The sequence below is a fragment of the Aquitalea magnusonii genome, from assembly GCF_002217795.2.
GTDB classification, from domain to species: domain Bacteria; phylum Pseudomonadota; class Gammaproteobacteria; order Burkholderiales; family Chromobacteriaceae; genus Aquitalea; species Aquitalea magnusonii_B.
This window is the reverse complement of the sequence record NZ_AP018823.1, coordinates 1,718,981-1,734,947: the sequence shown is the minus strand read 5'-3', so window position 1 is coordinate 1,734,947 and position 15,967 is coordinate 1,718,981. Positions and strand designations below refer to the sequence as shown.

General features: G+C 59.3%; 17 protein-coding genes and 1 tRNA gene. 14 read left to right on the top strand and 4 right to left on the bottom strand.

Annotated features, from left to right (window positions below; genetic code table 11):
* The first annotated feature begins 106 nt into the window (after positions 1 to 106).
* Positions 107 to 499 (top strand): phasin family protein, encoded by a 393-nt coding sequence (locus DLM_RS08325; RefSeq protein ID WP_089083505.1) that lies wholly within the window; start codon positions 107 to 109, stop codon positions 497 to 499.
* An 84-nt stretch (positions 500 to 583) separates the two neighbouring features.
* Here the strand turns inward: DLM_RS08325 and DLM_RS23320 are convergent, their stop codons facing one another.
* The 3 genes from DLM_RS23320 to DLM_RS08315 all read right to left on the bottom strand — a co-directional run bounded on the left by DLM_RS23320 (position 584) and on the right by DLM_RS08315 (position 3,849).
* Positions 584 to 751 (bottom strand): hypothetical protein, encoded by a 168-nt coding sequence (locus DLM_RS23320; protein ID WP_167467011.1) that lies wholly within the window; start codon positions 749 to 751, stop codon positions 584 to 586.
* A gap of 192 nt (positions 752 to 943) precedes the next feature.
* Complete coding sequence (locus tag DLM_RS08320; protein ID WP_089083506.1) at positions 944 to 2,326, bottom strand: aspartate aminotransferase family protein; 1,383 nt, start codon at positions 2,324 to 2,326, stop codon at positions 944 to 946.
* Positions 2,327 to 2,352: 26 nt separating this feature from the next.
* Entirely contained in the window at positions 2,353 to 3,849 is a 1,497-nt protein-coding gene (locus tag DLM_RS08315; protein WP_089083507.1) for an aldehyde dehydrogenase, read from the bottom strand.
* 198 nt (positions 3,850 to 4,047) lie between these two features.
* On the opposite strand from DLM_RS08315, the gene DLM_RS08310 reads away from it, so the two are divergent.
* From DLM_RS08310 to DLM_RS23315, 3 genes are all read left to right on the top strand, one after another.
* Positions 4,048 to 4,860: a helix-turn-helix transcriptional regulator gene (locus DLM_RS08310; protein ID WP_089083508.1), complete on the top strand. Its 813-nt coding sequence runs from the start codon at positions 4,048 to 4,050 to the stop codon at positions 4,858 to 4,860.
* Between the two features lie 318 nt (positions 4,861 to 5,178).
* Positions 5,179 to 5,595 carry a LexA family protein gene (locus DLM_RS08305; protein ID WP_353851342.1) on the top strand — a complete coding sequence of 139 codons (417 nt, stop codon included), beginning with the start codon at positions 5,179 to 5,181 and terminating at the stop codon, positions 5,593 to 5,595.
* Positions 5,596 to 5,603: 8 nt separating this feature from the next.
* A complete protein-coding gene (locus DLM_RS23315; protein WP_156156974.1) occupies positions 5,604 to 5,753 on the top strand; it encodes a hypothetical protein in 150 nt (49 codons plus the stop codon).
* A 324-nt stretch (positions 5,754 to 6,077) separates the two neighbouring features.
* Here DLM_RS23315 and DLM_RS08300 read toward each other — a convergent pair whose 3' ends face one another.
* Positions 6,078 to 7,025: a tRNA dihydrouridine synthase gene (locus tag DLM_RS08300; protein WP_089083510.1), complete on the bottom strand. Its 948-nt coding sequence runs from the start codon at positions 7,023 to 7,025 to the stop codon at positions 6,078 to 6,080.
* Positions 7,026 to 7,085: 60 nt separating this feature from the next.
* Between DLM_RS08300 and DLM_RS08295 the strand changes: the two genes are divergently transcribed.
* From DLM_RS08295 to DLM_RS08245, 10 genes are all read left to right on the top strand, one after another.
* A complete protein-coding gene (locus tag DLM_RS08295) occupies positions 7,086 to 7,541 on the top strand; it encodes a GNAT family N-acetyltransferase (RefSeq protein WP_089083511.1) in 456 nt (151 codons plus the stop codon).
* A gap of 58 nt (positions 7,542 to 7,599) precedes the next feature.
* Positions 7,600 to 7,815, top strand: a complete 216-nt coding sequence (locus tag DLM_RS08290; RefSeq protein WP_089083512.1) for a DUF1653 domain-containing protein — start codon at positions 7,600 to 7,602, stop codon at positions 7,813 to 7,815.
* Between the two features lie 11 nt (positions 7,816 to 7,826).
* Entirely contained in the window at positions 7,827 to 8,768 is a 942-nt protein-coding gene (locus DLM_RS08285; RefSeq protein WP_089083513.1) for a histone deacetylase, read from the top strand.
* Positions 8,761 to 9,294, top strand: coding sequence for a peptide-methionine (S)-S-oxide reductase MsrA (gene msrA, locus DLM_RS08280; RefSeq protein ID WP_089083514.1), 534 nt, complete (start codon positions 8,761 to 8,763; stop codon positions 9,292 to 9,294). Before DLM_RS08285 ends, msrA begins: the two co-directional genes overlap by 8 nt.
* 383 nt (positions 9,295 to 9,677) lie before the next feature.
* The gene (locus DLM_RS08275; RefSeq protein ID WP_089083515.1) at positions 9,678 to 10,346 is read left to right on the top strand and encodes a response regulator transcription factor; all 669 of its coding nucleotides are present in this window, start codon (positions 9,678 to 9,680) and stop codon (positions 10,344 to 10,346) included.
* A gap of 10 nt (positions 10,347 to 10,356) precedes the next feature.
* Positions 10,357 to 11,232, top strand: a complete 876-nt coding sequence (locus DLM_RS08270) for an NAD kinase (RefSeq protein ID WP_089083516.1) — start codon at positions 10,357 to 10,359, stop codon at positions 11,230 to 11,232.
* A 12-nt stretch (positions 11,233 to 11,244) separates the two neighbouring features.
* Complete coding sequence (recN, locus tag DLM_RS08265) at positions 11,245 to 12,915, top strand: DNA repair protein RecN (protein ID WP_089083517.1); 1,671 nt, start codon at positions 11,245 to 11,247, stop codon at positions 12,913 to 12,915.
* Positions 12,916 to 12,989: 74 nt separating this feature from the next.
* Positions 12,990 to 13,077 (top strand) — tRNA-Ser (locus tag DLM_RS08260).
* 217 nt (positions 13,078 to 13,294) lie between these two features.
* Positions 13,295 to 13,927, top strand: coding sequence for a tyrosine-type recombinase/integrase (locus DLM_RS08255; RefSeq protein WP_089083518.1), 633 nt, complete (start codon positions 13,295 to 13,297; stop codon positions 13,925 to 13,927).
* A gap of 865 nt (positions 13,928 to 14,792) precedes the next feature.
* Positions 14,793 to 15,913, top strand: a protein-coding gene (locus DLM_RS08245) for an IS3 family transposase (RefSeq protein ID WP_420000705.1) whose coding sequence is annotated in 2 segments (ribosomal slippage) — positions 14,793 to 15,051 and positions 15,051 to 15,913 — 1,122 coding nt in all. Because the reading frame shifts where the segments join, the coding sequence is not laid out codon by codon here.
* Positions 15,914 to 15,967 lie beyond the last annotated feature (54 nt).

Below are 15,967 nucleotides of genomic sequence, written 5' to 3'. Positions count from 1 at the left end.
CAGGGAAAATGCTGAACGATTGGCGGTGGGTGTGCTCCAAGCAGTTGTTGCACACGCAACGACTGCCCTCCCCCCTGCTACCGTCCAGTCCCCAAGGAGAAGCACCATGTCATTCAACGACAAGTCCAAGCAGCCAAATCAGACTGCCGGCGTGGATATCACGCTGAAATTCCTGCAAGTCTCGATGAACAATGTCGAACAACTGGTCAATTTCCAGATCAGCACCAGCCGCGAACATCTGGACAACTACGCCAAGTCGCTGCAAGCGCTGAGCCAGGCCAGCACACCGCAGGAAGCCATCAGCCAGATCAGCGATCTGGCCAAAGCCAATGCCAACCGGGCCATGGAGTGCTCTGGCGAATTCTGCGGCATCCTGACCAAGGCACAGGAAGACTTGCAAGGCCTGGCACTGGAACACCTCTCCAGCATGCAAAATTCCTTGCAAGGCATGGCCAGCTATCTGCAACCGCCACCCAATAGCAGCGACAAAAAGAAATAACCCTCCCCAAACAAACAGCCCGCCATCCTGCCGGATGTGCGGGCTGTTTGTACTTGGGCGGGCCGAAGCCGGAAGGCGCAGTGCTCAGTCGTCGCCAAAATCGGCTTGCTCTGCCAATTGCTGTGCCTGTTGTTGCTCTTCGGCCAGCCGGGCCTGCCACTGTTCTTCACTCAGGCCATGGCTACCATCACAATAGTCGCGCCGGCCACAGCCGCAACGACCGATATCCGCCGGGTTTGCCTGTACTCGCATCTCTGTCTCCTGTTCACCCCTTGCCTGCAGCCATCTGCACGGCAGTAACGGGACGGGTGCAGAGACTACCCCGCTCAGCCCAGATATTCAACGGCAACGCTTGATCATCCGTACTGCAGTGCCACTGACGCGGATTCTGGCCACGCCAGCCGCAATATCGCGGATAACAAGGGGGGATGCCGGTGGCGGGGCTTACAAGATGCCCAGCTCGCGGGCAGTGCGATCCACCGCCCGCCGGGTTTTGCTCAGCAGCTCATCAATCTGGCTGCGGGTAATGGCCAGTGCCGGTGCCATGATCATGCGGCCATGGGTAGAGCGGATGATCAGCCCCTCGTCAAAACCATGGCTGCGGCAACGCCAGCCGATATCGTCTTCATTGGCAAACAGCTTGCGGCTGGCCTTGTCTTCGCACAGCTGCAAGGCCGCCACCATGCCCGTGCCCTGGATATCGCCCACCAGCGGGTGGTCGGCAAACACTTCACGCAGGCAGCGTTGCAGATAGGGGCCGGTATCCTGCTTGACGGCCTCCACCATGCCTTCGCCCTGCAACACATCCAGATTGGCCAGTGCCACCGCGGCAGCCACCGGGTGACCGGAATAGGTCAGGCCGTGGGCAAACACTCCGCCCTTGTCGATCAGGGCCTGCGCCATGCGCCGCGACAGCACCAGCCCGCCCATGGGGATGTAGCCGGAGGTCAGCCCCTTGGCAATGCTCAGCGTGTCGGGCTGGAAGTCGAAATGCTGATGGGCAAACCATTCGCCAGTGCGGCCAAAACCGCCAATCACCTCGTCGGCACACAGCAGCACATCGTACTGACGGCAAATGCGCTGGATCTCCGGCCAGTAGCTTTCCGGTGGAAAAATCATGCCACCGGCACCCTGGAACGGTTCGGCCACAAATGCCGCCACCTTGTCCGCGCCCAGTTGCAGGATTTTCTGCTCCAGCGCGCGGGCGCACTGCAGGCCGAATTCCGCCGGGCTGAGGCTGCCGCCGTGGCGATACCAGTCCGGCTCGTCAATGTGCTCAACCCCCGGAATCGGCAGATTGCCCATCTCGTGCATGAAGGCCATGCCACCGAGCGAGGCGCTGCCCACGGTGGAGCCGTGATAGCCATTCTGGCGGCCGATGAAGATTTTCTTGTCCGGCTGCCCCATCACATCCCAGAAGCGGCGTACGGTGCGGATCAGCACCTCATTGGCTTCGGAGCCGGAATTGGTATAAATCACATGGCTGTAACTGCCAGGCAGCAGGGAAAACAGCCGCTCGGACAACTCCACCACCGCCGGGTGGGTGGTGTGGAAAAACATATTGTAGTAACTCAGTTCCTTGAGCTGCCGGGTGGCGGCATCAATCAGCTCCTGCCGGCCATAGCCGACATTGGTACACCACAGGCCGGACATGCCGTCCAGATACTGCTTGCCTTCGCTGTCCCACACATACAGCCCTTCGCCACGGGTGATGACGCGCGGCCCCTCCTCGTTCAGGGCTTTCTGGTCCAGAAAGGCATGAATATGGTGGGCGGCATCCATGGCCTGATAGTCGGCGGTACTGCGTTGCTTCTGATTCGTGCGCATTGAGGTCTCCATGCCGGTACACCGGCTTACAGGCTGATCCAGGTGGTTTTGAGCTGGCTGAACTTGTCCAGCGCATGCAGGGACAGGTCGCGGCCAAAGCCGGACTGCTTGCAGCCGCCAAACGGTACGCCGGGGTCCAGCGCGTCCACGGTGTTGACCGAGACAGTACCGGCGCGCAAGGCACGCGCCACGCGGTGCGCCCGCTGCAACTGGTCGGTCCACACCGCGGCTGCCAGGCCGTAAATGCTGTCATTGGCCATGGCAATGGCTTCGGCCTCGCTGTCAAAACGCAGCACCGATAGCACCGGGCCGAAAATCTCTTCGCGGGCAATACGCATCTGCGGCGTCACCCCGGTAAACAGGGTGGGTTGCAAATAGCAATCACTGTCACCCAGTCGCAACCGCTCGCCACCAGCCAGCAAGCGCGCACCCTGCCGCACGCCGTCCTCGATAAAGCCGTGTACCCGGCCGGTATGCCCGGCATCCACCAGCGAGCCCAGCCGTGTGGCCGGGTCCAGCGGGTTGCCCGGCTGGTAATGCGCCATTTCGGTCAGCACTTTTTCGACAAAACGGTCGTGGATGCTGTTTTCCACCAGCAGACGCGAGCTGGCCGAACACACCTGGCCCTGATTGAAGCAGATGCCGAAGGCCGCCTTGCGTGCTGCGGCGTCCAGGTCGGCACAGTCGCCAAACACCAGATTCGGGCTTTTGCCACCGCACTCCAGCCACACCATCTTCATGTTGGAAGCGGCGGAATACGCCAGAAAGCGCTTGCCGATTTCGGTGCTGCCAGTAAACGACAGGCAGTCGATGTCCGGATGCAGGCCCAGCGCCTGCCCGGCTTCCTCGCCATAGCCGGGCAGCACGTTCAGCACGCCATCCGGCAGACCGGCCTCGCTGGCCAACTGCGCCAGACGGATGGCAGACAACGGCGACTGCTCGGCCGGTTTCAGCAGCACGCTATTGCCTGCAGCCAGCGCCGGGGCCACTTTCCAGGCGGCCATGTCCAGCGGGAAATTCCACGGAATCACCGCCGCCACCACGCCCACCGGTTCGCGCGTCACCAGCGCCAGCGCATCCGGGCCGCTGGGGGCCACTTCGTCATACAGCTTGTCGCAGGCCTCCGCATACCAGTCGAACAAGGCCGCCGTGGCCGGCACGTCGATATTCAGCGCATCGGAAATCGGCTTGCCCATGTCCAGGCAATCCAGCAAGGCCAGCTCATCGGCGTTGTCGCGCAGCAGTTGTGCCAGTTTTTGCAGCACCGGTTTGCGCTCTCGCGGATGACAGCGCGACCAGTCCCCGCCCTCAAAGCTGCGCCGCGCCGCGCTCACTGCCAGGTCGACATCCGCCTGCGCACAGCGCGCCACCATGGCGATGGTATGGCCGGTGTGCGGACAGATGCTGGCAAACTGGCGGCCATCTACTGCATCTTGCAGCCGGCCATCAATATAGGCCTGTGCAGCAGGCTGCAGCGCGCTGGCGCAAGCCGTCCAGAATGACAGATCTTTCGATGACAACATGCTACTCTCCTGTCGGGTTTGGCCAGTCGCGCCCCAACATACGACTGGCATGCAATGGCCACAGTCTAGGCAGGCCACCCGCCCCCGCCCATCGCCTTGATGGGTGAGGCCACTCACCCCTTGGGGGTAGCGCCGGGGCAGAACAGTTGCGGCATCATGCAAAACCATGGCCAAAACCGACAGAGGAGCAAAACAGACATGCAGATCGCCGTGAGTGACCTGGCCTTTCATCACCGGCTGGGGAAATTGCTGGAACAACTGGGAGAGCCACGCTTCTGGCCGGTGCTGGCCAGCTTTTTGGGCGAGATTGCCACCTTCGATACCTGGGTGGTGCTGCTGTTCCAGGCCGACCAGCCCCCGCTGATCCTGGCGGATCATGCCGCCAATCTGGCAGCGGACGATTTGTTTGCCGACTACCGTGCCGGGCTGTACCGCATCGACCCCTTCTATGCTTTCAGCCAGCAAAACCCGCAGCCCGGCCTGTATCGGCTGGATGATGTGGCACCGGATTCCTTCCGCGACACCGAATACTACCGCCAGTATTTCAGCCGCAATGTCGGGGAAGACGAGCTGCAATTCCTGCTGCCTATTGCCGGTCAGGGCGTGTTGTCACTGTCGCTGGCCAGCCGCCAGCGCTTCAGTGCCAGCGCGGTTGGTCGTTGCCAGTTATTCAGCCCCTGGCTGCTGCCCTTGATGCGCAAGGCATGGCAATTTGATGCCAGCCTGATTGCACAGCAGCAAAACAATCCGGCTCAGCGCCAGATGCGGCTGGAAGATGCCTTGCGCCAGCGCGGCAATCCGCAACTGACCGAGCGCGAGGTACAAGTTGCCCTGCTGATTCTGGCCGGACACTCCACCAAGGCCATTGCCCGTGAGCTGGGCATCTCCCAGGACACCGCCAAGGTCCACCGGCGCAATCTGTACGCCAAGCTGGGCGTCAGCCAGCAGGCCGGTTTGTTTCTGCTGTTTGCCGCACCAGATGCAGCCTCCGGCACCACGCCCGTCAACTGAGAAAACATCCTTTTTATTTCAATACCTTGCAAAAAACCCAAGCAGCCGCCGCAGCAAGAATGCCACACTGCAAGCGCAGATTTTGAAATTGGCATTGCCAAGCGATTTGAATTTGTACACAATCAACTCACCGCAAGCGAATCAGGGAAAGCCAAGATGGCACAAGGAGGCAAACGTGACGGTGCCGGACGCAAATCGGCATTCGGTGGCGACAAGACCGTCGCCATGCGGGTTCCAGAACCCCTGCGTCCACTGCTGGAAAACTGGCTGGCCGAATATCGCCAGCTACGCACGGTCAAAACGGCGGACACCCAGGACATCCGCACCCTGTCGGAAACCCTCAGCCAGTTGTCGCTGCCCTTGTTCGCCAGCCGGGTACCCGCCGGCTCACCCGTGGCAGCCGATGACCTGAAAGAAGCCGACATCGACCTGAATGCCCATCTGGTGAGCCACCCGGCCAGTACCTTCATGGTGACGGTGAAGGGCGACTCGATGATCAATGCCGGCATTCACGATGGCGACCTGCTGATTGTCGACCGCGCCCTGCCAGCACGCAGCGGCAAGGTGGTGGTGGCGGTGATCAACGGGGAGCTTACCGTGAAGCGGCTGGAAAAAACGGCAAGTGGTCTGTTCCTGATGCCGGAGAACCCGGCTTACTCGCCAATCGAAGTGCCGGAAGAAGCGGCATTGTTTATCTGGGGTGTAGTGACCAACGTCATTCACCCGGTCTCGTAAAGGAGCGCATGATGCAAATCGATGAAAGCCTGATCAAGATGAAGTTCATGGACTGGCGCCGTCTGCCGCGTGCTTTTCGTGAAGTCCGCGCCGGACAACCGCAGGTGCTGGTATCCCGCACTGGCCGCAGCTACTTTGTGCCGGTGCAGTTCGTCTAGTCCGGGTCGCCCAGACCAGTCCCACCGCCCTCGTCGGGCAACACCATCAGACCAGCATGCCTGGTCTGATTTCATTTGGCCCTGCCCGCAACAAGCGCCCCTGCCCTCGCCTGCCGATTGGCTTGATCAGCCTGATTGACCTTGCCCTGCCAGAACAACGCAGGCATAAAAAAACCCTCCCACAAGGGGAGGGATTAACAGGGTATCGGGGAAGTGTAACGACCGGAAGCTGAGGGCAGCCGGTCATACAGTGCCTGAATCCATACCAAGAACCAAGCACACCGGCATCGTAGCGCTTGCATCTGGCATTGACTATGGGTGGATTTACTTAGCAGACATATCGCACATGATCTTGAGAATATTCTCGGCGGATGTCTCGCGGCGAATCACTTCGAAAAAGCTGCTGGCTTCCGGGTAGGTTTTCTTCAACTGACCCAGCCACTGCTTGAGACGTGCCGGTGGGTAGCGTGACTCCCCGGCCTCGGCAAAGCACTGCTGGTAGAAATCCAGCAGCCACTCCATCAGCGCCTGCCATGGCATGGGCGTGTCGGATTGATCGCCCGCGATGCGCAAGGCCAAGTCGGGCGCGGCAATCAGCCCCCGCCCTATCATCACCCGCTCGCAGCCGCTTTGCGCCCGGATGGCATGGTAATCCGCCACGGTCCACACCTCGCCATTGGCGATGACCGGCACCGTGACATGCTCCCGGATGCGGGCAATCCAGTCCCAATGCGCGGGCGGCTTGTAACCTTCCACCTTGGTACGCGCATGCACCACCAATTCGGCAGCGCCGGCACTTGCCAATGCGGCAGCACACTCCAGCGCCAGGCTCTTGTCTTCATAGCCCAGCCGCATCTTGGCGGTAACGGGAATATCAGCCGGCACGGCAGCGCGAACCTGCCTGACAATGGCGTGCAACAGCTCGGGCTCGGTCAAGAGCACCGCCCCGCCGCGGTGACGGTTGACTGTTGGTGCCGGGCAGCCGAAGTTCAGGTCGACCCCCGGCGCACCCAGGCTGGCCACTTTGGCGGCATTTTCCGCCAGACAGACCGGGTCTGAGCCCAACAACTGCACCCGTACCGTTGTTCCGGCACGGGTTTTGCCACCGTTCAGCAATTCCGGAGCCAGACGGTGGAAAGTCCGCGTGGGCAACAACACATTGGTGACCCGGACAAATTCGGTTACGCACAAGTCGATACCGCCCAGACGAGTCAGTACATCCCGCATGATGGGGTCGACCAGACCTTCCATTGGTGCCAGCATCAGATTCATGACTTAACCTGCTGAAAAAAGGGCGCTATTGTAACGGAATCACTGCCTGGGAGCGAATGCATGACCTTGAAGATCAGCCTTGTCACCCCACAACAGCTTGAACGCTGCCTGCCGCTGTTTCAGGCTTACCTGGCCTTTTATCATGTGCAGCAAAGCGATGCGGACTGCCTGCATTTTCTCGAAGCGCGCCTACGCCAGCACGAGGCCTGCCTGTGGCTGGCGGAGGACGCCGGCGTGACCGTCGGCTTTGCGCTGATGTATCCGGGCTTCAATTCATTGACGCTCAAGCCCAACTGGCTGCTGCATGATCTGTATGTTGCACCGGACTACCGCGGCAGCGGCGTCAGCAGACAACTGCTGCAAACCTGCCAGGCCCATGTTATCAGCCGGGGCGGCGGCGACATCATGCTGCAAACCGCCCACGACAATACCCGCGCACAGCGACTGTACGAACGCAATGGCTTTGTGCTGGACAGCGAATTCAGGGTGTATTACTGGGATGGCAAGGGCGCTTGACCAGACACTGCCTTCACGCCATGCTGGCGACCGTTTTTGAACAGCAAGGACCACAACCATGGACATTCCACGCGGCATCTACCGGCATTACCGGGGAAACTTATACGAAGTGCTGGGACTGGGCCTGCACTCGGAAACACATGAACCCATGGTGGCCTATCGCGCGCTATATGGTGACTACCAGCTTTGGACACGCCCTGCCGGCATGTTCCTGGAAACCGTCATTCACCAGGGGGAAAGCCAACCACGCTTCTCCCCGGTCAAGCTGTTCTAGTCTGGCGGCACATGCGCATCTACCGTACCGACCAGTTCCCGCTACCGCTGCCGGATGGACACCGCTTCCCGGCGGAAAAATACCGTCTGCTGGCCGATGCCGTTGCAGCATTCGCCCCTCATGCCATGGAAGAGGCCCCGGCGGCCAGCCCATGGGAGCTACAGCAGGCGCATGCTGCCGACTATGTTGCACAGGTGCTGGATGGCAGCCTGCCGGCAGGTGCCTGGCGCGAAATCGGCCTGCCATGGTCGCCCCAGTTGGTAGAACGCTCACGCCGCTCGGTTGGTGCCACCATTGCCGCGGCGCGCAGTGCCTTGTTGGATGGCTGTGGCGTCAACCTGGCAGGCGGCACGCATCACGCCTATCGCGACAAGGGCAGCGGCTTTTGCGTGTTCAATGACGTGGCAGTAGCCGCACGCCTGTTGCTGCAAGAAGCGTTGGCACGGCGCATCCTGGTGCTTGATCTGGATGTGCATCAAGGCAACGGCACCGCGGCCATCTTTCGTGACGAGCCCCGCGTATTTACCTTTTCCATGCATGGTGCCAAGAACTTCCCTTTCCGCAAGGAAAGCAGCTCACTGGACATCGACCTGCCCGACCACACCGGTGACGAAACCTATCTTGCCCTGCTGCAACAGCATCTGCCCGCCCTGCTGACACAGCAGCAGCCGGATATCGTGTTTTATCTGGCAGGAGCCGACCCATGGCAAGGCGACCGCCTGGGCAAGCTGGCACTGAGCAAACCCGGCCTGTTGCAACGCGATCAACTGGTCATGCAGCAGGTTCGAGACAGCGGTGCCGCGCTGGTCATCACCATGGCCGGCGGCTATGCCAGCAATATCATAGACACCGTCAACATTCAGACCAATACCGTCCACGCCGCATGGCAGCTGTATGGCATGATGCCAGCCATGCCAGACACCTACCCCATTCGGAGAGAGCACAATGCATAAAGCCATTCTTGCCGGCGGTTGTTTTTGGTGTACCGAAAGTATTTTCCAGGCACTGCGGGGTGTTGAAACCGTGGTGTCCGGCTATATCGGCGGCCACACCCCACATCCTGACTACCGCAGCGTCTGCTCCGGTCAGACCGGCCATGCCGAGGCAGTTGCCATCGACTTTGATCCGGACATCATCAGCTTCCGCCAGTTGCTGCAGGTTTTCTTTGCCACCCACGACCCCACCACACCCAACCGTCAGGGCCATGATGTCGGCACACAGTACCGCTCCGCCATCTTCTATCTGGACGCCACGCAACATGACACCGCGCTGGCCGTCATTGCCGAGCTGGAGCAGCAACAGGTTTTCCCGGCACCCATCGTGACCACGCTGGAAGCAGCCAGCCATTTTTATCCAGCGGAAGACTACCACCAGCACTACTATGCCCTGCACGGCGCAGAGCCCTACTGCCAGGCCGTCATTCAGCCCAAGCAGTACAAACTGCGGCGTGCATTTGCCACGTGGCTCAAGCAGGGCTGATGTGGCGGCTGCCAGCGCAAACATGGTGCAGACAGCCGGGCCGCAGACAGCATAAATGCAAGCACCATGGCATGACTGGATGACAATCCGGCATGCCAGACTGCTTTCATGCTGATAACATCCCACCTGCGAGGCCACCTAGGCGGCATGGCAACACCAACCAGGAACTGGCTGCCCAGCATGCGCAAGCCAAGGCCAGACCATCACCAGACAGGTATCATGATGGCCGGGCAGGCAGACCACACCAGACAGCTTGACTATCAGCCACCAGACCAAGCGCAGGAAAACCGCGTCAACCACCAGCCAGGCTGGCTGACACGCCACAATGACCTTCCTGCCCTTGGCACACAGACAGCACCGGCTGTTGCAGGAGAATACCGTTCATGAAGTACATGATGCCCACTGTTTTCATCGTGGATGACGACCCGGCCGTACGCGACTCACTGGCCCTACTGATCATGGCGCAGGGCATGCGCACCGTCACCTTCGCCAGCGCGATGGAATTCCTTGAAGGCTATACCGAAGGCGAAGTCGGTTGCCTGGTGCTGGATATCCGCATGCCGCAAATTACCGGCCTGGCCTTGCAGGAAAAGCTGGTGGAACGCGGCCTGAGCATTCCCATTGTCTTCATCACCGGCCACGGCGATATCGAGCAGTGCCGCCGTGCCTTCCAGTCCGGTGCCATCGACTTCCTCACCAAGCCGATCGACCAGAACCGCCTGATCGACAGCCTGCGCAAAGGCATTCGCATGAGCATCGACCAGTTGCAGCAGGATGAAGAAACCCAGGAAGTGATGAACCAGCTAGACCGCATCAGCGGTCGTGAACGCGAGGTACTGGAGCTGGTGGCCGACGGCCTGTCCAGCAAGGAAATCGCCCGCCAGCTCGACCTATCGCCGCGCACCATCGAAGTACACCGCGCCAACCTGTTCAGCAAGCTGGGCGTAGACTCACTGGCCGACCTGATCCGCTTCTATCTGAAAGCACTGGAAGCCACCGGCAAAAAACGCAGCGAAGAGTCTTTTTTGAACGAAACCGCCCCAAGGCAGTAGAATCGCCCACATGGAAAGACTGTTCAAACATGTCTGCCTGGTGGCAAGACACAGCAAACCGCAAGTGGTGGAATCGCTGCGCACCCTGGCCGACCATCTGGCCGCTGCCGGCGTCACCGTATTCGTGGACAAGGAAAGCGCCACCCAGACCGAGGCAGGCCCGCATCAACTGATCGAACGCAGCGACATGGGCAAGCTGGCTGACCTGGTGATCGTGCTGGGCGGGGATGGCACCATGCTGTCCATTGCCCGCCAATTGGCCCCTTACCGGGTACCACTGGTCGGCATCAACCAGGGCCGGTTGGGCTTCATGACCGACATTCCGCGTCATGAAATGCTGGAGGCCATCGATGCCATCCTGGGCGGCAATTTCGTGCCGGAAAACCGCATCCTGCTGCAAGCATCGGTAATTCGCGAAGACGCCGAAGTCGCCAATGCGCTGGCCTTCAACGACATCGTATTCAGCCGCGGCGCCGTGGGTTCGATGATCGAATTCGAAGTCTTCATCGACAACCAGTTTGTCTACAGCCAGCGCTCGGACGGCCTGATTGTCTCCACCCCCACCGGTTCCACCGCCTACTCGCTGGCCGCTGGCGGCCCCATCCTGCACCCCACGCTGCAGGCGATTGCGCTGGTGCCCATCTGCCCGCAGTCGCTCAATAACCGCCCCATTGCGGTGAACGACTCCTGCGAAGTGGAATTCATGCTGACCCGCGGCCTGGACGCGCGCGTGCATTTTGACGGCCAGTCGCACTGCGACCTGATGGAAATGGACCGCGTGCTGATTCGCCGCTACCGCAACCCGCTGCGCATCCTGCACCCGGTGGGTTACAACTACTACGACATGCTGCGCCACAAGCTTCACTGGGGCGAGCGCCTGCTCTGACACGCACATACCATGCTGCTATCCCTTCTGGTCAAAGACTTCGTCATCGTTGACAGCATTGCGCTGGACTTCTCGCCCGGTTTTACCGTACTGACCGGTGAAACCGGGGCTGGCAAATCCATCCTGCTGGATGCCCTCGGCCTCTTGCTGGGCGACCGCGCCGAAGGCTCGCTGGTGCGCGAGGGAGCCGAACGCGCCGAAATCAGCGCCGAATTCGACAGCCGCCAGCGCCCGGAAATCAAAGCCTGGCTGCAGGAAAACGCCCTGTCCGGCGATGACGACATCGTGCTGATCCGCCGTGTACTGGACAAATCCGGCCGCTCGCGCAGCTTCATCAACGGTCAACCGGCCACCCTGGCCCAGCTCAAACAACTGGGTGAGTTTCTGGTCGACATCCACGGCCAGCACGCCCACCAATCATTGGTGAAAGCCGAAGCCCAGCGCGAACTGCTGGATGCCTACGCAGGCTGCAGTTCACTGGCCCGCGAAGTGCATCAGGCCTGGCAGGAATGGCAAGCCGCCCGCAAAGCGCGCAGCGATGCCGACAAGCTGTCACGCGAATCCGAAGTGGAACGCGAACGGCTCACCTGGCAGATCAACGAACTGAGCGAGCTGGGCCTGCAGCAGGATGAATGGGCGGGCCTCAACCAAAGCCATTCCCGCCTGGCCAATGCCGCCGAGCTGGTACAAAGCGCGCAGTACGCGGTGGATACCCTGTCCGAGATGGAGGGCAACTGCCTGTCCGTGCTCACCCAGGTACAAAGCCGCCTGAGCAAGCTGGCCAACCTCGACCCACGGCTGGCCGACACCCTGTCGCTGCTGGATTCGGTGGATGCCGAACTGCGCGAAGTCGTCTACAGCCTGCGCGACTACGCCAGCGACATCGACGAAGACCCCGGCCAGCTGCAACAGGTGGAAAGCCGCATCGACAGCCTGATGAGCATGGCGCGCAAATACCGCGTGCAGCCGCAGGAACTGCCGCTCAAGCTGGCCGACTGGCAAGCCCAGTTGGCCGCGCTGGAAGCCTCCACCGACAGCGAAGCCCTGGCATTGGCCGAAACCGCCAGCCTGTCGCGCTACCGCACCCTGGCCGAAGCCCTGTCCGGCAAGCGTCGTCAGGCCGCCAGCGAACTGTCCGCCCGCATCAGCAAGGAAATGCAGCAGCTGGCCATGAGCAGCGCCCGCTTCGCCATCGAACTGGCGGCCCTGGCCGAACCCGGCGCCCATGGCCTGGAATCCATCGAATACCTGGTGGCAGCCAATGCCGGCACCAGCCTGCGTCCGCTGGCCAAGGTGGCCTCCGGCGGCGAACTGTCACGCATCAGCCTGGCCATGCAAGTGGTGATCAGCCAGGTGGCCAGCGTACCGACGCTGATTTTCGACGAAGTGGATGTAGGGATAGGCGGACGCGTGGCCGAAGTCATCGGCCATATGCTGAAGCAACTGGGCCAGCGTTATCAGGTACTGTGCATCACCCACCTGCCCCAGGTGGCCTCCTGCGGTGAGCAGCACTGGCAAGTCAGCAAGCGCGAAGAAAAGAAACGCGTGGTCAGCCGCATCACCCCGCTGGATGCCGAGCAGCGCGTGCTGGAAATCGCCCGCATGCTGGGCGGTGCCGAGCTCACCCAGACCACCCGCCAGCATGCCGCAGAAATGCTGGAAATGAACCGCGCCACCCCCTAGCCAAAACGGCCTGGGGCGGTTATGATTGCGTCCTCTTCGCCAATGGTGCCAAGCACCGCTGGCCTGGATACTGCGGAGGTTTGGGTGAGTGGTTTAAACCAGCAGTCTTGAAAACTGCCGACGGGAAACCGTCCGTGGGTTCGAATCCCACAGCCTCCGCCATTAATTGCCATTAAGGCCCTGATTTTTCAGGGCTTTTTTTTCATTTAAAAATACTCAGTATGCCATTAAGTATGCCATTTACCATCAATGTTCTTACACACCATTGGACGTCAAGTTGATTTTGAGTTGCGTCTGAAAAGTTGTGGTTTAGCAACATGCGCTGGTGCCTTAGGCACTTCAGCATGTAGTCATCAAGAACGACCGCCAAATTTTGTTGATGCTGACGCACATTTTCGGTGATTTACCCCATCAACAAAGTAAGGCTATTCGCACTCAGCGCCAGCCCGCCATGCCATGGCAAGATCTTCCCCAGTTTTATGTCGATCATTTCAAGGCACGAAAAACCTATGACATCACACGCTCTACCCTTCTGTTCCTGATTCTGACCGCAGCACGCTCGGGTGAAGTGCGCGGGATGACCTGGAGTGAAGTCGACCTGAAAGCTAAGGTCTGGGTCATTCCTCCAGATCGCATGAAAGCAAAAGTTCAGCACCGCGTTCCATTGAGTGATGTCGCCATTGAAATTCTTCGTCACCAGATAGGACTACATCAAGAACTGGTCTTCCCCTCGCCTCTAGATTCAGTTGTCTTGTCAGACATGGTTCTCACGGCATACCTGCGGCGCGTACGCGCTCCCAGCGATGTTGAGGGGCGGGTTGCGACGGCACACGAATTCCGCTCAAGCTTCCGTGACTGGTGCAGTGAGAATGGCTTTGCGCGGGACCTAGCAGAACGCGCATTAGCCCATACAGTGGAAAACAAGGTCGAAGCCGCCTACCACCGTACTGACCTGCTTGAGCAGCGACGCCCCATGATGGACGCATGGGCCTCATTCATCACAGGAAGATGACTTCGCAACACTCAGCTACATGGTAGCTCATAATGGAAGAATATAAATTTCAATTAAAAAACAATAACATAGATAATAAATTAGGAAAAACACTGTGGCAAAAGCAAAAAAAATGGGTTGTGTGACTTTCAAACCAACAAAGTGCAGAGTATTGTAAAAAACCAGCTTAGCTGGCGATTTTTACTTTATCCAAACAGGAGTGAGCATGGATCTCACAGCGACAAACGGGCTTTTAATGCCGGACATCACCTATCTTTGCAACACATTCGCCGACTCAATCGAGAGTAGGTGGCCAGCGGTCCAAGCCATAGAAACAGATTCCGGACCTACCGCATCGGAAGCAGCAAAGGAAATTTACAATCAAGTTCAGAATCACATCCAAAAAGCAAAAAAAGTTCTAGAACCTATTGTTAGTTTTATAAAAAACCGCCAGCAGGCCGTAAATCTCTGTTCTCGCATTTCGTTGAGTGTGAAGCGTATTGGTACGCACCGTGCTCAGCGCAGTACCCGTCGTAGCTCTACCAAGCGTGCAAAACCATCGGGTTCATCCGACTCCGACGGAGGCCCCGCTGCGTCAGACACATCTGATCGACGTATCTTCTGCCGCACCTCCCTTCCGCATTACCTCAGTTTTTCCAGTAACACCGCAGTAAACTCCTCTAGTAAATCAATAGCACACTCCAGCAATGGCTATTTATGCCATGCTATTTCCACGCTACTCATCTGGCTCTATTACTTAGCTTTAATACCATTTCAATTCGACATACCAACCTCGTCACGCATGGGGGTGAGTCATGTCCGACGTCCCCCAGTATTGAGTAGCACGTGACTTTAGAGTCCAATCAACCCCATATGGAGATTGGACATGAAGAAACGTTTCACCGAAGAACAGATCATCGGCTTCCTGCGCGAAGCGGAAGCCGGCATGCCCGTTGCACAGTTGTGCCGCAAATACGCCTTCTCAGAAGCCAGCTATTACCTTTGGCGCAACAAATTCGGCGGAATGAATGTCTCCGAGGCCAAGCGTCTCAAGGAGCTGGAAACCGAGAATGCGCGCCTGAAGAAACTCCTGGCCGAGACCATGCTCGAGAACGAGATTGCCAAAGAGGCCTTGCGAAAAAAGTGGTGAGCGCACCGTCACGGCGGGAGTTGGTGCGCCATCTGGTGGGCAAAGGGCTCAGCGAGCGTCGATCGCTCCGTCTAGCCGACATGAGCCCCAGTTCATTCCGCTACCAACCCGCCACCGACCGTAATGTCGCCTTGAAAGCGCAGATCATCGCGCTCGCGCAACGGCACCGTCGCTACGGTGCTGGCATGATCTATTTGAAGCTGCGGCAGAGCGGCATGGTGGTCAATCACAAGCGGGTGGACCGGCTTTATGCTGAGGCAGGTCTGCAAATTCGCCGGCGTAAGCGCAAGAAAATTCCCGTGGCCGACCGTCATCCACTGGCTCGCCCTTTGGCGGCCAATCAGGTTTGGTCGATGGACTTTGTGTTCGACCGGACGGCGGAGGGGCGTGTCATCAAGAATCTGACGGTGGTCGATGATGCCACGCATGAGGCAGTCGCCATTGTTCCGGAACGTGCGATGGGAGGCCTGCATCTGACCCGCGTCCTTGACCAGTTGGCGAAGACACGTGGCTTGCCCAAAGCCATCAGGACCGATAACGGCAAGGAATTCTGCAGCCGAGTGATGTTGAGCTGGGCCCACGCTCATGGGGTTCAGCTCTTTCTCATCGAGCCGGGCAAGCCCAATCAGAACGCTTACATCGAATCCTTTAATGGGCGTTTCCGGGATGAGTGCCTGAACGAACACTGGTTCACCAGCCTGCGCCAGGCCCAGGTTGTCATCGAAGCCTGGCGAAGGGAATACAACAATGAAAGGCCGAAGAAAGCACTGGGTGGTTTGACGCCGGCAGCCTATGCCGAATCATTTGCGGAGAAATCAGGTAAATTAAGCTTGGACTCTAAAGCCCCCTGCTACTGAAAGTGGGGGGACGTCGTACCGTTATGCCCTGTACCGGACACCTGCTTCTCGGTA